General features: G+C 69.8%; 14 protein-coding genes, 2 tRNA genes and 1 pseudogene. 8 read left to right on the top strand and 9 right to left on the bottom strand.

Features of this window, described 5'->3' with window-relative positions:
* Window positions 1-307: 307 nt before the first annotated feature.
* Window positions 308-1,822, top strand: coding sequence for a peptide deformylase (locus C1I95_RS24425; protein WP_111217031.1), 1,515 nt, complete (start codon window positions 308-310; stop codon window positions 1,820-1,822).
* A gap of 284 nt (window positions 1,823-2,106) precedes the next feature.
* Here the strand turns inward: C1I95_RS24425 and C1I95_RS24420 are convergent, their stop codons facing one another.
* Window positions 2,107-3,225: a globin domain-containing protein gene (locus C1I95_RS24420; RefSeq protein ID WP_111217029.1), complete on the bottom strand. Its 1,119-nt coding sequence runs from the start codon at window positions 3,223-3,225 to the stop codon at window positions 2,107-2,109.
* A 154-nt stretch (window positions 3,226-3,379) separates the two neighbouring features.
* On the opposite strand from C1I95_RS24420, the gene C1I95_RS24415 reads away from it, so the two are divergent.
* Window positions 3,380-4,150, top strand: coding sequence for a CPBP family intramembrane glutamic endopeptidase (locus C1I95_RS24415; RefSeq protein WP_111217027.1), 771 nt, complete (start codon window positions 3,380-3,382; stop codon window positions 4,148-4,150).
* Window positions 4,151-4,155: 5 nt separating this feature from the next.
* On the opposite strand, the gene C1I95_RS24410 is transcribed toward C1I95_RS24415, so the two are convergent.
* Entirely contained in the window at window positions 4,156-4,806 is a 651-nt protein-coding gene (locus tag C1I95_RS24410) for a hypothetical protein (protein ID WP_146605818.1), read from the bottom strand.
* Between the two features lie 43 nt (window positions 4,807-4,849).
* On the opposite strand from C1I95_RS24410, the gene C1I95_RS34875 reads away from it, so the two are divergent.
* From C1I95_RS34875 to C1I95_RS24400, 3 genes are all read left to right on the top strand, one after another.
* Window positions 4,850-5,080: a hypothetical protein gene (locus tag C1I95_RS34875; protein ID WP_146605817.1), complete on the top strand. Its 231-nt coding sequence runs from the start codon at window positions 4,850-4,852 to the stop codon at window positions 5,078-5,080.
* Between the two features lie 579 nt (window positions 5,081-5,659).
* Window positions 5,660-5,750, top strand: a tRNA-Ser gene (locus C1I95_RS24405).
* Between the two features lie 34 nt (window positions 5,751-5,784).
* Window positions 5,785-5,860, top strand: a tRNA-Arg gene (locus C1I95_RS24400).
* Window positions 5,861-6,507: 647 nt separating this feature from the next.
* Here the strand turns inward: C1I95_RS24400 and C1I95_RS34870 are convergent.
* The 3 genes from C1I95_RS34870 to C1I95_RS35935 form a co-directional block, all read right to left on the bottom strand.
* Window positions 6,508-6,969, bottom strand: coding sequence for a hypothetical protein (locus C1I95_RS34870; protein WP_146605816.1), 462 nt, complete (start codon window positions 6,967-6,969; stop codon window positions 6,508-6,510).
* A 116-nt stretch (window positions 6,970-7,085) separates the two neighbouring features.
* On the bottom strand, window positions 7,086-7,370 hold the full coding sequence (locus C1I95_RS35380) for a YxzC family protein (RefSeq protein WP_158566458.1): 285 nt from the start codon (window positions 7,368-7,370) through the stop codon (window positions 7,086-7,088).
* A gap of 214 nt (window positions 7,371-7,584) precedes the next feature.
* Window positions 7,585-7,749 (bottom strand): hypothetical protein, encoded by a 165-nt coding sequence (locus C1I95_RS35935; protein WP_171023208.1) that lies wholly within the window; start codon window positions 7,747-7,749, stop codon window positions 7,585-7,587.
* A gap of 60 nt (window positions 7,750-7,809) precedes the next feature.
* Here C1I95_RS35935 and C1I95_RS24395 point away from each other — a divergent pair, with 60 nt between their 5' ends.
* The 3 genes from C1I95_RS24395 to C1I95_RS24385 all read left to right on the top strand — a co-directional run bounded on the left by C1I95_RS24395 (window position 7,810) and on the right by C1I95_RS24385 (window position 10,614).
* Window positions 7,810-8,382 carry a GNAT family N-acetyltransferase gene (locus C1I95_RS24395; RefSeq protein WP_111217025.1) on the top strand — a complete coding sequence of 191 codons (573 nt, stop codon included), beginning with the start codon at window positions 7,810-7,812 and terminating at the stop codon, window positions 8,380-8,382.
* Window positions 8,383-8,530: 148 nt separating this feature from the next.
* Window positions 8,531-9,399, top strand: a protein-coding gene (locus C1I95_RS24390) for an IS5 family transposase (protein ID WP_233513852.1) whose coding sequence is annotated in 2 segments (ribosomal slippage) — window positions 8,531-8,873 and window positions 8,873-9,399 — 870 coding nt in all. Because the reading frame shifts where the segments join, the coding sequence is not laid out codon by codon here.
* A 429-nt stretch (window positions 9,400-9,828) separates the two neighbouring features.
* The gene (locus C1I95_RS24385) at window positions 9,829-10,614 is read left to right on the top strand and encodes a hypothetical protein (RefSeq protein ID WP_146605815.1); all 786 of its coding nucleotides are present in this window, start codon (window positions 9,829-9,831) and stop codon (window positions 10,612-10,614) included.
* Window positions 10,615-10,700: 86 nt separating this feature from the next.
* On the opposite strand, the gene C1I95_RS24380 is transcribed toward C1I95_RS24385, so the two are convergent.
* The 4 genes and pseudogenes from C1I95_RS24380 to C1I95_RS35375 form a co-directional block, all read right to left on the bottom strand.
* Window positions 10,701-11,207 carry a DUF5956 family protein gene (locus C1I95_RS24380; protein ID WP_267900711.1) on the bottom strand — a complete coding sequence of 169 codons (507 nt, stop codon included), beginning with the start codon at window positions 11,205-11,207 and terminating at the stop codon, window positions 10,701-10,703.
* 469 nt (window positions 11,208-11,676) lie between these two features.
* On the bottom strand, window positions 11,677-12,834 hold the full coding sequence (locus C1I95_RS24375; RefSeq protein ID WP_111217019.1) for an IS4 family transposase: 1,158 nt from the start codon (window positions 12,832-12,834) through the stop codon (window positions 11,677-11,679).
* 123 nt (window positions 12,835-12,957) lie between these two features.
* On the bottom strand, window positions 12,958-13,830 hold the full coding sequence (locus C1I95_RS24370) for an IS3 family transposase (RefSeq protein ID WP_158566457.1): 873 nt from the start codon (window positions 13,828-13,830) through the stop codon (window positions 12,958-12,960).
* A pseudogene (locus tag C1I95_RS35375) lies at window positions 13,815-14,252 on the bottom strand (hypothetical protein); the annotation flags it as partial. The pseudogene C1I95_RS35375 and the gene C1I95_RS24370, both read right to left, overlap by 16 nt.

Raw genomic sequence — 14,252 nt, 5'->3', positions numbered from 1 at the left:
GCTCGGCGGGGGCGTGGTGGAGGGGAAGCACGGTTGTCACCTGCGCCACCTCCCGTCCGAGACCCCTGCGGTCCAGCTAAGGCTAGCCTAACCACACCTCTCGGCGACGGGGAACCCTCGGTCGGCTGGAAAGCGAGAGGCCCGGGTCACTCCTGCGGCGGCGATTACCCAGGGTGTGCGTCCCGGAACTCGGGGCAGTATCGACAGAAATCGCCCATCGGTCAAGCGTCCTGTCGAGAAGATGCCAATTCTGTGCGCGTGCAGCGACTCAACGTGAAACTTGGTGCAACCGGCCACGAGGAAGCTGATGACGACCTCACCGCTCGATCGGGCTGCCGACTCCTTCGCCGCCGAACTCGCACGGCATCGGACGGAGCGGGGGCTGTCCAAGAAACAGCTAGCCAACCTGATGGGCTTCGACCCGTCGTACGTCAGCCACGTCGAGGGGCGGCGACACCGACCCACCGAGGACTTCGCGCGTCGCGCCGAGGCCGTCCTGGAGGCCAGCGGCGCGATCTGGCAGCGCTTCCGGGAGTACGACGACCTCCGTCACACCCGCACCGAGCGCAACCACCGGGAGGCCAGCCTCCCCGGCCAGTGGATGCCGCCCGGCACCGGCCTGATCGTCGAACGTGAGACGGCCCACCTCACCCACACCGAGGATGCGTACCGCTGCGTCATCCGCCGCGAGCTGTACAACGCCGGCACCGACCCGGTCACCCGCTACCTGGTCCGGGTCGCCGTGGACCGCTACCCCAACGATCCGGGCCGCTCCAACCGGCACCACCGGGAACACCCGCTCAGCTTCGCCGAACTACAACTGCGGGCGTACCGGGAGGAAGCCGACGAGCGTGAGGCCATGCACTGGCGGGCCAAGCACGACCGGGACGCGTTCAAGGAGATCTGGCTGCTCTTCGAGAACGCCGAGCGGCGGTTTCCGCTCTACCCGGGCCGCCGCGCCATCATCGAGTACGCGTACACCGTCGGGCAGGACAAGTGGGGCCCCTGGTTCCAGCGCGCGGTCCGCGTACCGACCCGGCACCTCGCCGTACGCCTGGACCTGCCGGCGGCGCTGGACCCACAGGTGTGGGGCGCGGAAACCTCGCTCTCGGCGGAGGAGGGCCCGCTGCGCACGGCGGTCGTCCGGCGCGACCAGGACGGCCGGGCGATCTTCGACTGGGCGACCGACGACCCGCCGCTGAACGCCCGGTACCGGATGCAGTGGCGGTTCCGCGCTCAGTCGGAACCCGAACCGGAGAGCGGCCGGGTCCGGCCGTCCGACCGGATGCGTGGGCTCGGCATCGCCCAGCGCGGCGCCGACCAGCTGCGGCAGCCGGCCCGCCCGTTCGACCTGCCGCGCGAGGAACAGGCCGCCCGGGAGACCGTCGACCGGCTGGTCACCGCGTTGGCCCGGCTGGACGAACTGCACCCGTTCACCAAGGGGGTGGGGATCGCCGCCCCGCAGCTCGACATCGGCCGGGCGGCGGCCGTGGTCCGCCCACCCGACCGGGCGGCCGAGCCGGTGGTGCTGCTCAACCCCCGGGTGGTCGACGCCGCTCCCGACACCGACGAGCAGTACGAGGGCTGCCTCTCCTTCTTCGACCACCGGGGGTTGGTGCCGCGACCGCTGCGGCTTGACGTGGAACACGCGCAGTTCGACGGCGGCCGGGTCATCACCTCGTTCGAGTTCGGCATGGCCCGGCTGGTGGCGCACGAGATCGACCACCTGGAAGGCCGGCTGTACGTCGACCGGATGGCACCCGGGGTGCCGCTGGTGCCGATCGAGGAGTACCGGGAGTCCGGCCACCCCTGGCGGTACTGACCTCGCCGAGTTGTGCACGACCACGCCCGCGCCAGGTGGGAACGACGGCCGGCGCAGGTGTGGCGAAGTTGTCCACGACCACGCCCGCGCCAGGTGGGAACGACGGCCGGCGCAGGTGTGGCGAAGTTGTCCACGACCACGCCCGCGCCAGGTGGGAACGACGGCCGGCGCAGGCGTGGTCGTGGGGGCGGTGCCGGTCCGCCCGTTTGGGGGACCGGGGCGCGTGCCCCAGGGGGCAGGGGCACGCGCCCCGGTTCGGGGGGAGAAAAGCTCAGGAGATTGCGCTACAGGTTGCCGAAGGTGTCGTACCGGGTGTGCTGGGGCGGGACGTCGTCCGCGGCGAGCACCCGCAGCGTAGAGCGGACCATCGCCACGGAACCGGAGACGTAGCAGTCATGCGTCGTCCACGGGCCGTAGCGGGCCACCACGTCGGAGACGTCGCCCTGCTCGCCGTCGAAGTCCGGGTCGTCGCTGCACGCGGCGGTCACCGACAGCCACGGGTGGGCCGCGACCAGCTTCCGCAGCCCGTCGAGGCCGTAGAGGTCCGCCTCGGTCCGGGCCCCGTAGAAGACGTGCACCCAACGCGCCCGGTTGTAGCCGGCCAACTCCTCCACCAGGGCCTTGATCGGGGCCAGCCCGACACCCCCGGCTACGCAGAGGATGTCCCGCTCCGAGGAGCGGTCCAGCGTCATCGAGCCCATCGGTGCGGCCACCCGCAGCAGGTCGCCCGGCTTCACCCGGCGGACCAGGGCGCCGGAGACCCAGCCGGCACCCGGGGGCGTACGGACGTGGAACTCCAGCACGTTGTCGTCGTTCGGGGCGTTGGCCACCGAGTACGTCCGCCACACCCGGGGGTGGTAGCGGGGCGCCTCGATGCTGACGTACTGGCCCGCCTTCCAGGAGAGCGGGTGTTGCAGCGCCTGGCAGATGAAGACGGCGGTGTCCGGGCCGTACCGCTCGTGGGTCAGCACCTCGGCGTGCCAGAACGGCGGGTTGTCGTCCGCCGCCGCGCCAGCGAGCATCTTCTCGGCGATCGCCGCGTACGCGTCCCGCCACGCCTGGTCGTACTCCAGGTTCCAGCCGTCCCCGGCGGTGCTGCGCAACGCGTCGAGCAGTGCGACGCCCATGGTGTCGTAGTGGGCGGCCTCGACGTGGTATTTGCGGTGGTCCCGGCCGAGCGCGCGGAGAAACTCGTCGAAGCCCTCCGGGTCGTCCACGGTGTGGATCGCCGTGATGATCGCTTCGAGCAGCCGGTCGCCCTGCCCGGTCATCTGCACCGGGAAAAGCTTGCGCAGCTCGGGGTCGAGGAGAAAGAGCCGGGCGTAGAAGTGACCACTCAGCCGGACCCGATCCTGCTCGACCAGGGTCCAGCTCTCCTTCAGCAGCCGCGCGAAGTTGTCCACCGGGGGCGCTCCTTACTTCTGACGGCGGATCGGGCTCCCATAGAATGTCCACGCAGCGTGTATGAAGGTCGCACAGAATGTGCGACCGCATCGTGAGGGCCGCTCAGCGGCCAGGTGGGTGTCACCGACGCCTGCGGTCAGGCAGAGTGGTCCGGTGACCGTTGAGCTCACCCGCCCGGTGTCCCGCCGGACGCTCGGCACCGAGACGATGCTGGTGCTCGGACTTTCCCTCGGCCAGTCCGCCGTCTACGCCACGGTGTCGATCATCGCGAAGCTGACCGCGGAAGGCGGACTGTCCCGGCAGACCGCCGCGCTGAACACCTCCGCATCGGCCCGGCCGTACCTCGACCTCACGTACCAGCTGCTCGGCATCGTGTTCGCGCTGCTGCCGGTGCTGCTCGCCGTACACCTGCTGACGCGGGACCCGGGCGACCCGGCGCGGACCCTCGGCCTGGACGCCCGGCGGCCCGGGGTCGATCTCGCCCAGGGGGCCGGGCTGGCCGCGCTGATCGGGCTGCCCGGCCTGGCGCTGTTCTGGGCGGCGGCGCAGCTCGGCATCAACGCCACGGTGGTGCCGGCCGGGCTGCCCGACCTCTGGTGGACGGTGCCGGTGCTGATCCTCGCCGCCCTGCAGAACTCCATCCTGGAGGAGGTGATCGTGGTCGGCTACCTGATGACCCGGCTACGCCAACTCCAGTGGCGGGTCGGTGCGATCATCGCGACCAGCGCGCTGCTGCGCGCCTCATACCACCTCTACCAGGGCTTCGGCGCGTTCATCGGCAACGCGGTGATGGGCGTGGTGTTCAGCCTCTTCTACCTGCGTACCCGCCGGGTGATGCCGCTGATCGTGGCACACGCCCTGCTCGACATCTTCGCCTTCGTCGGCTACAGCCTGCTGCCCAAGGAGTGGTTCGACTGGCTCTGACCCAGCTAGGCCGGCGAGGATGGCGGCGCAGCTTGGTCGAGGGGAAGGCGGGGCGGTCGGTAGGCGGCCGTCGCGCGGGCGGCCAGGCGTTGCGCCGCCGCCGAGTCGCCGGCCGCCGCGGTGAGCACTGCCGCGCCGGGTAGTAGCCGGGACGCCATCCGCAGGGCCAGCCAGCCACCCGCCTGCGCCGCCAACGGGGCGGCCAGCCGCCAGGCCGCCTCGGCCGCCCTGGCCCCCGGCTGCTCGTCCGGCCCGTCCGCGGCCCGGGCCGCCGCCAGCGCCGAGCGGGCGCTCGCCTCGTCCGGGTGCACCTGGGTCAGCACCAACAGCTCGGCCGCTCGGTCCGGATGCGCCGGATCACGGTCGTACGCCGCCGCCACGTGCAGCACCAGGTTCGCCTGCGACCAGAGCACCGCGGCCAGCTCGACCACGGGCGCGAAGGCGCCGGCCAGCGCCGCAGTCGCCCCACCGATCCCGGCCTGCCGGACGAACCGCCGGCTGGCGAGCCGGGCCAGCCCGTCGCCACCCGCCGCCGGGTACGTCTCCCGCAACCGCCGCGCCCACTCGTCAGCGCGTGGGCCGAGCGCCTCGACCGCGGTCAGGGCCAGCAACTCCGGCGCGAAGCCCGGGTGATCGAGCACCCGCGCCACGAGCACCCGCAGCTCCGATTCCGCGGTACGGCTCGAAGAATCCTGCCCGGTGCCGCTGCTCGCCGGATCGGCCGGCGGCGCGGAGGTGGCGTCGGTGATGGGTTTCTTCGTGGCCTTCTTCACGGCCTTTCGGGCGGGCGCGGCCTTCGTCGGGGTTGCCTTGGCCGGGGTGGCCTCGGCGACGGTTGCCGGGTTGGTAGCCGTCTCGACCGGTACTGCCTTCCTGGCCGCCTTCCGGACCGACGTCTTCTTGGCCGTGGTGGCCGGTGCGGGAGTTTGAGCCTGATCGGTGGCCGTCTCGGGCGCGGCGGCGTCCCCCGCCGCCGCCCTCTTCGCTGGCGCTTTCCGTCCCGGAGCCTTCCTGGCCTCGGCCGATCCACCGTCGGCCTTCCCTGCCGCCCGTGCTGCCGCGGCTGGCGGCGCTGCTGTGGCTGGCGGTGCTGGTGGTGGTGCGGTCGCGAACGGCATCGGAGCGGAAACTGGCGGCCGGGGCTGGCGGGGCAGTGGCTGCTCCGGAGCGGGCGGCGGCTGGAAGAGCACGCTCGGCGCGCCCTTCGCGCGCCGAGGTCGCGGCCCGTCGGAGTCGTCCTGCTGCCCATCCCGAACGGGCGGAGGGGGCGCCGGAGGCGGGGTGAAGGTCGCCTTCGGTGAGCGTCGACGCACTCCCTCAGCAGGTTCTCGGCGGGTCTGCTCGCTGGGCGGCTGCTCCTGCATGTCGATGGAGCGTAGTCCCGATCACGGCGGCGCACAGCGGGGCAACCCGCTCCCATCGGTCCGCGAACGGCTCGTTCCGGTAGTCGCTTTGCTCCCGACAGGCCGGGGCCTGTATCCTCGGGCGCGGTGGTCTGCGGGCCACCAGGGAGACTTCGCCTAGTCTGGTCTATGGCGCCGCACTGCTAATGCGGTTGGGGTCTTAAAGCCCCTCCCGGGTTCGAATCCCGGAGTCTCCGCGCGAAAGCCGGTGTGTAGACTGGCCGAGCACCAGCGCCCGTAGCTCAACGGATAGAGCATCTGACTACGGATCAGAAGGTTAGGGGTTCGAGTCCCTTCGGGCGCGCCATCCGATCAAGGCCGTGACCAGCGAAAACGCCGGTTACGGCCTTGATTTTTCCCAGGATGTGCCGCGATCTTCCACCATGTGGGAGCTTGGTGCTCCGTTGGTGCTCCGTTGTCACCGTGCTGTCCCGATAGGGGTTCGTGTCGGCCGGTGCTGACCAGTGCCGTTCCGTGCCGCCCGGTCTGGATCATGGCCGGAGTGCCGGCCGGCTGGCCGGTAGGCGCCGTCCACTGTGGTCAATGATGTGGATCTTCTGCCCCGGGGTGGTTCCGGGGGCGAGACCTGCGGGTCGGGCTCGGGCGGCAGCAGTCGTGCGGTGGGGTGGGTGGTGACGGCGCCTGGGTTCGGGCATCTGGTTTCTGCCCGTCGCGCAGTGCTGACGAGATCGGGCGTGGGCCTTGTCGACCGGGTCGCCTTCCGGATCATCCACTGAGACGCAGGGGGGGCTGTTTGCCGTCCCCCGACGGCCCGATATCACTCTTCGTGGTCGGGGTGCTCGCCGCCGGCCGTGCCGAAGCGATGGGGTGTGGCGGACGCCATCCAGGCCAGGCCTCTCGTCGTGCCTTCTGCTAAGGGTGGCAGCGCCCCGGCAATGCAGCAACTGGTGCACTGTCATGCCGATGGCCGTGCGCCCAGCGGTGCACAGGCTATCAGCACAACGGGCGAAAGTCGGGTCCGTCGGCAGTGGTCACCGCCTCCCAGCCAAAGGCGGCCAGCGTAATATCCTCCCGGGCACCGAAATCCTTCAACAGTCTGGAGATCGGGCCATCTGGAAAGCCATCCGCGACCGTCGCGAACACCCTCGCCGAAGATGCTCCTAGCTGCCGTGCCACTACCCAGGGCAACGTGAGACCGACCATCACGTCTCGGTCATCATCGTGTTGTAGGCACCGGGCAAGTCCGGTGGCCAGCAACGAACGGCGTAGTAACGCGGTTGAGTTTTCCCTCAACGCAAGCGTGGCGAGGCGGACGCCGTAACGTCCGAGGGCGAGCGAGGCGGAGGGATCCAGGGAGTCGAGGAAGCTCTGATCGACGGGCCATGGTGCCCGTGCCAGGATGGCCTGGGCAACCCAGTCACGGCTGCCTGACACCCTCTCCAAGTTCGGCTTCACCCGTACAGGGTGACAAGGCTGGGCGAGCGCCGGGACCTCCAGACGTGGGCCTCGTGGATCAGCCGAGCAAGTTCCCGAACACATCCGCACATGCAGCATGCCGGGCGTGTCCGTGGTCAGGACGCCCAGGAACGGCGCGCGCGGAAGGCATGGAGCCAGTGTCGTATCTGCTCATCGTCGTGCAGGTACGGGCCGTCCTTAGCGTGGCGCAGGTCGATGCCGTACAGCTGAGTCAGCGCCCACCAGACATCCGCGTCTTCTACACCGCCACCATCCGGATCGGTCACCCACTGAGCAGCCCATCGGTCGACCTCGTCGCGTGACTGGCTTCCGTCCAGGAGCGCCAGGAGTCTTGCCTCGATTTGGTCGCGACTCGGCGGCGGGTGAGGATTCGAGGACATCCGGCAACCTTGGCACATAGATCCACACGACGTACCACTCTGGGCGCGACGGCGCGCTCGTCTAGGGCCTGTCCTGCCGATCTTGATCGGTGGGCAGGCCATATGGGTAGGGTGCTCGTCATGATCGAGGACGCTGCCCCGTCCCGCGAAGCCCTGTAGGCGCTCACGCACACCGAGCGAGCCGCCCTCGCCGACGACTTGGCCGGGCACAGCGTCATCGAGGGCTGCGGGTGGCGGCGACCGACGGGCCCTTCGCCGCCGGGACCGGCCCGCTGGTCAGCGGCAGCACGCTGGCGCTGACCATGGCGATGGCCGCGCCGCGTACTGCAACGACCTCACCGGGCCCGGCGTGGCCACCCTGCAGGGAACGCTGCGCCATTGCCTGACGGCCGTCGGCGCGGGGCAGCGGGCGGCCCGGCCCGTCACTACGGTACGGAGGATGGACAGCTTTCACCCGCCGGTGGCCGGCATCGTGCATCAGGCGTCCGGCTCGACCGTACGGCTGCGCCCGGTGGCCGAGGACGACCTGGCGATGTTGCGCCGGTTCGCGGTCGAACCCGGGCTGATCGGGCTCGACTGGGCCGGCTTCCGGGACGCCGCCGCGCCGGCCCGCCGCTTCGCCGAGGACGGCTATCTCGGCGAGCGGACCGGCGGCCTGATCGTGCAGGTCGAGCCGGCGGCGGATGCCCCGGCGGGCTACCTCAGCTATTTCCAGGGCCAGTACGGCGGGCGGGCGCCCTACTGGGAGATCGGCATCGTGCTGCTGCCCGAGTGGCGCGGCCAGGGCATCGGCTGGCGGGCCCAGGCGCTGCTCTGCGACTACCTGTTCAGCCACACCCCGGCGCAGCGCATCCAGGCCAGCACCCGCGCCGAGAACGCCGCCGAGCAGCGGTCGCTGGAAAAGGCCGGCTTCCAGCTGGAGGGGGTCGTGCGGGCCTGCGAGTTTCGGGCCGGCGCCTGGCGCGACGGGTGGCTCTACAGCCGGCTGCGCGACGACCCGTCACCGCTGTAACCGACCGGCTCGGCGTCCCCGCGGTTGTGGGTCGAGCCGTTGCGGAAGACGTCCGCGGCAACAACCCGTGTCATGGCGGCTGAGCCTGCCCAGCGGGGCTAGGCGTGTCCTGCCGATCTTGTAGCGCTGGGTCGTTGACGATGTGCCGGTGGTACGTCGTGGTGAACTGACCGATGAGGCGTGGGCGGTGATCGCACCGCTCCTACCGGAGCCTGGCGGGGCGCGGGGGCGGTGGCGGGATCACCGTCAGGTCATCAACGGGATCCTGTGGAAGCTGCGCACGGGTGCGCCGTGGCGTGACCTGCCAGAACGCTTCGGGCCGTGGAAGACCTGCCACGAACGGCTGCGCCGTTGGACCGCGGACGGGACGTGGGACCGGATCCTCGCGGCGGCGCAGGTCCACGACGACGGCACACCGGTGCAGTGGACGATCAGCATCGACTCGTCGATCGTGCGGGCGCACCAGCATGCCGCTGGCGCCCGCAAAAAAGGGGCTCCCCGACAAGTCCGGCGACGCCTGGTGCGCAAGATGGCGAGGCCATCGGCCGATCCCGAGGCGGGCTGAGCACGAAGATCCACCTCGCCGTCGACGGACGCGGCCGGCCGTTGTCGATCCTGCTCACCCCCGGCCAGGCCGGCGACAATCCCCAGCTCCTCGCGCTGCTCGACGCGATCCGGGTCAACGAGCCCGGACCGGGCCGGCCCCGCAAGCGACCCGAGGTGTTGATCGCGGACAAGGGCTACGCCCACGACTCCACCCGCCGAGCCCTACGGCAGCGCGGGATCCGGCACGTCATCCCCGAACGCTCGGACCAGATCGCCCGCCGTGCTGCCAAGGGCAGCAACGGCGGCAGGCCACCCGCCTTCGACAAGGCGATCTACCGCAAGCGCAACGTCGTTGAACGCTGCTTCAACCGGCTCAAACAGTGGCGCGACCTGGCCACCCGATACGCCAAACGCGCATCCCTCTACCGGGCCAGCCTCGTGCTCATCGCGGCCATCATCTGGCTTCCATGATCGACAGGACAGGCCCTAGCCGCGAGGCGCTCGTCACCGAGGGTGACCTCTGCGGCAGGCGTCGGTGTTCGGCCGTGCCGAGGCGACGGGGCTGCTCGTCCAGCCCCGCCGTGACCGGCGGGAGAGGCGGACGGGTACGTGGCGCTGGCGGATCACCGCAGCGCGGTCGGTGGCATGGTCTGGTACGGCGGAGGCCGATTGGCGCGAGATCTGACGTTACCTGTCTTACGGCGTCAATGGTCAGGAGCGCTCAATGGCATGCACCAAAACGATCACCAATAGACGTGAGCATCTGTGCAAGATCTGATAGTGGCGGCAGGCGATGGCGTGGTTGCCTGGCTGGGCACATGCAATGGTCATCGTTTCCTCGGGGGAGGATCGTGGCACATGCAATCGTATCGACCACCACTGCGCGCCACACTGGCACGGGTGGCTGCCGTGGTGCTTCTCGTCACGGCAGGGCTGGCGGCGGCGTCTCCGGCGTCGGCCGCCGACGAGTGGACCGAACTCGATTCCACGTATGGTGGCGGCGTCGGGTTGGCTGCCTGCGTCGCGCAGGCAGAGAACGAGCGGCCAACATCATGGACATGTCTCGGTGGGGAGTTGACCACCGCGGACGCGTCCGGGCAGGTCACGTCACGCACCATCGCGGAAGACTTCGCTGACACGACCGCCGACGGTGGCGGCGTGGGCGTGCTGGCCGACGACTACGACAGCTGGTGCGAGTCGGGCTCGGTGTGTGGCCGCCGAATCAGCGACTACATCGCCGAGGTCAAGGGCAACGGCGCCTACGGCAACTCGCAGGGTGTCATCGGGGCTTTTGACTTCATCGTTCGGCAGGCGTTCAACGGTCAGCGGCCTCGTTGGCGTAACCTGCTGATCTGGGATTACGGGCCGACGATCATCCCGCAGGAGTTCACCAACAACTGCCGGATCAATCAGACCGGCACGGACGGCTACTGCGGCCAGAATCCGTTCTACTTCGGGAACGTGAGTTCGGCGAGTTGGCGTAGCTGGCGGCCCAGTGAGACCGGCTACTACTCCAACAGCAGCTTGACGTCCGGCAGCGGCCGGTACCACGACGATCACTACGGGTCGTTCATGGCCTCCGGATACAGTCTCATCTTCTACGCCAGCACCATTCACACCGGCCGATGGGACCGCTGCAACGCCAGCCCGTACTGCCGCTCTTACCAGGTTCCCTGGTCGCCGTAGACGCTGCGGCGTTCTTGGTGGGAGGGGTCGGCGCGGTATGCGGCGCTGGCCCCTCTCGCGAGCGTTGGTCTGCTGCCCGGCTTGTTCTACGGCGATTCGGTGAGGCAGCGGGCAGTTACAGCAACGTATGCCTCGGTCAGTTCACCGTCGATGCCGGCGGCATCTGCCTGGTGTCCGACGTGCTGAAGGAAAGCGTCCAGCGAGGCGAATCCGGCTGGTGGCTTCAGCAGCCAGATGCGGCCTCTTGGCCGGTCGAGGATCCCTGCCTTCGCGAGCAAGGCGTCGATGTCGTTCTCGACCTCCTCGATGAGAGCGGTGCTGGACTGGGCCGTGAGGCTACGGGTCTCGCCGGTGGCGGGATCGGTAGTCCATCGCTGCTCGTATCGCATGGAGCGGTCCGGTACCCACGTCCGTAGACCCGCAGGCCATACCGCAGGGAGGAACGCCAGCATCGGGGCGTCTGGCGCCAACTCCCAACCCTGCTCGATCAGCCGCTGCACCTCCGGCAACTGCGAGGGCTGCGCATCAAGGCACCCTGCCCGATCGGCAGCGCTCGGGTGAGGCGGTTGATCTATCCCCCAGTCATAGGTCACCACAAACGGGACTATAGACCGCCCTCCGGCTGCGCCGGGCAGGCTTCTCCGTTCATCGCCGCGCGAACTCCGACCGTCCTGGATCGGTGCGATGACGTGCTCAGAAACTTGAAACTGTGCTTCGGGGAATCGCCGCCCGTTCACCTGGATCTGGAGTGTGAACGCTCCGGGTCTGACTGACGTGTTGCCGGTAGAGCGCAGAGGATGTTCTTTGTTTAATGTGAGGCACTGACCGGGCTCGGGCGTGACCCAATGCCACGTAGCCTAAGTTGATCTTGATGGTGGTTGTGGCTGGAGTCGGTAGATGTGGATCGTCGCTGGACGGCCGTGGCGGATGCTGGCCGGTTCGTCAGGTTTCTTGACCCGGTACTGGTTGTGGCGGGCACGTTTGACCGCGCGGGGGCAGGTGCGTTCCCGGCGTTCGGGGATCAGGAGAGCGGCGATCTGGGTCAGGTGGGCCGGTAGTTGGTCAGTCCAGTCCTGAGGGGGGAATGTCCGCCGTGCCGGTGGCGGTGCGGCGGATCAGACGCAGGACCTTGGTGAAGGAGATCCGGTCCGGGTCGAGGTCGGCCGCCGCTGACGCCGCGGCGGTCAGGGCGTTGATCGCGTGGTGGACGATCAGGTAGGCCCAGATCTCCTGATGGACCAGGTCCGGCAAGCGGGACCGCAGCACCCGGCCGGGCCCGAGGTGGGTTTTCAGCTGGTCGTTGCCGGTTTCCTCCTCCCAGCGTTCGTGATAGGCGGCGGCGAGTTCGTCGGCTCGGGCGTCACCGGGATTAACGACGGTGGACAGCAGGGTGATGACCTCGCCGGTGCCGTTGCCGGCCCGGTCGGGCACGGCGTACTCGACCACCCTCGCCAGATGCACGACCGGCAGGCCCTGCTTGTCGAACGCGTCGGGAACCGTGGCGATGTCGGTCAGATCGGCCCCAGCGCGGGCGGCCGTCAACAGCCGCTCCCGCCGGGCGCCACGGACCGTCGGCCTGATCAGGACGGTGAGATGGGTGCCGTCGGGCAGCACCCGCACGACCGGCAGATCGAGCTGGGTCGGAGCCCGCCACAGCAACGCCGCCCCGCTGGAGGCGGCGATGTCCCACGCCTGCCAGGAGTAGAACCCCCGGTCAGCGGTGAGCAGTTCGTCGCCGCGCAGCCGCGGGTACAGCCGCTGCGCGAGGGTCTTCTCACCAACGGAGTAGGCGTCGATCTCGGCGGCGACGAAGGCGTGGGTACCACACTCCGCGAGGGCCACGACCCGAGCCTTCGGGTACGCCGACCGGTTCCCACCCGATCCGGCGTACCCGAACCCGGCCGCGTTCTCCTCACTGTCGGGCAGGTCGACCTCGAACCCGTCGATCGCCAGCAGCCGCCACCCGCGCAGGAACGACCCCCGCGCCGTGCCCAACGCGCCCATCCGCGCGGTCGGGCCCGCCTCGCCCGCGACCGGCCCGCACACACGCGCGAACACCTCGGCGAACACCCGACGGCCCAACCGTTTCCGCGCCTGCGTGACAGCGCTGGACGTCGGCACACTCCACCCCGCGTCCCAGCACCCGAACCGCGAGATCAACACCCCGAGCGTGACCTGATCCGGCCGCACCGCCGGACGACCCACCACATCCACCGACATGACCCGTGATCAAAACAGCCCACCGAGCCAGGGCAACCCGCCACGCCGCACAGCCCAACAGCATGCACAGAACCGCAGACCACACCCCATGATCAACTTACGCTACGTGGCATTGCTCCTGGATCAGGCCATTCCAGTGGGGAACCAGAGCCTGAGCCGTCTCGCGCAGGTTCTCTCGATCTCGCGGGCGATCCGGTTGCGGCCCAGCCGGTCCGCTGCGTCGGATTCCACGGCCTGGGCGCGCAGCCGCCGCCGCGCCTCGGCGAGCATCGCCAACGCCCACCCTGCGGGCCGCATGCCGTGAGAGCACCGGGTTTCGGCCGGCTGTGCCGGTAGAACACGTCCGTGACCCGGGCCGAGTCGCGCCGCTGATCCTCGTCGGTCATGATCTCGTCGAGTGCCCAGAGGATTACATCGCGTGCCGGCATGCTCAGCGTGCTGGTTCTCGCGGCGCCACATCGCCATCTTCAACGCGTCGAGAGCCAAATCCGTGTAGAGCGACGTAGACACCTGCCAGCCGACGATCATGCGGGAGAACACGTCGAGGACGAACGCGGCGTACACCCAGCCCACACTCGTGCGCACGTAGGTCAGATCCGCGACCCACAGCTGGTTCGGGCCCGCTGCGGTGAAGTCCCGTCTGACCAGGTCAGCAGGGCGGCTGGTCTCGGCTGCCGGGCGGGTCGTGCGCGGCGACTTGTCGCGCAGCAGCCCACGCAGCCCGGACTCACGCATCAGCCGCTCGACCGTGCACCGGGCCACCCGCACATCGCGTCGGTGCAGGTCATGCCAGATCTTGCGGGCGCCGTAGACGCCGTAGTTCTCCGCGTGGATCCGCTCGATCATCGCGGTCAGCTCCTCATCGCGCCGACAGCGGGCGCTGGCCGGGCGGGTCTTGGCGGCGTAGTAGGTCGACGGTGCGATCTGTGCCGGCGTGCCTTCGAGCGCCTGCAGGACCGGCTGGACACCGTGTTCGGCCTTCAGCGCAGCGCCCACCGGGTTGACGGACTGTTGTGGGCCAGGGAGCGCGGACGCCGCACTGGTGAGCGGGCGTTGCGGCTGGACCGGCCGCGCCAGGACGGCGGTAACCGCCACATCGAATGCGCCCTCGTGTGATCGTCGACCGGGACGGCGTCGCGGTGGGTGTAGCCGTGCTGCCGGAACAGGTCGAGGTCGGCGTCGGTGAGGGCCTCGGCGTAGGTGGGCAGGCTGAGGGTGTCCATCCATTGCTGCGCTCCGGCGAGGACAGCTGCGGCACGGCCCAGCTCGGCCGGACCGGGCGCGGCGAGCAGCGCCAGGTGGTTGTGCGGCTCGGTGGGCCGCCCCACGGCGAGGGCCCGGCCGAGTTGGAGGAAACGCTCTTGGTGCGCGTCGGACGCGGCGGCGAGCCGGCCGGCGTAGCGGGCTGGGGGCGGGAT

It is taken from the genome of Micromonospora craterilacus (assembly GCF_003236315.1).
GTDB classification, from domain to species: Bacteria; Actinomycetota; Actinomycetes; order Mycobacteriales; family Micromonosporaceae; genus Micromonospora; species Micromonospora craterilacus.
The sequence above is the reverse complement of the archived record's forward strand: the minus strand, read 5'-3'. Positions and strand labels throughout refer to the sequence as shown.

Coding starts and splice junctions, on each gene's coding strand:
- C1I95_RS24425 (WP_111217031.1), top strand. CDS start 308: ATGACGACCTCACCGCTCGATCGGGCTGCCGACTCCTTCGCCGCCGAA.
- C1I95_RS35380 (WP_158566458.1), bottom strand. CDS start 7,370: ATGTCCTCGAATCCTCACCCGCCGCCGAGTCGCGACCAAATCGAGGCA.
- C1I95_RS24375 (WP_111217019.1), bottom strand. CDS start 12,834: ATGTCGGTGGATGTGGTGGGTCGTCCGGCGGTGCGGCCGGATCAGGTC.
- C1I95_RS24395 (WP_111217025.1), top strand. CDS start 7,810: ATGGACAGCTTTCACCCGCCGGTGGCCGGCATCGTGCATCAGGCGTCC.
- C1I95_RS35935 (WP_171023208.1), bottom strand. CDS start 7,749: ATGGCGCAGCGTTCCCTGCAGGGTGGCCACGCCGGGCCCGGTGAGGTC.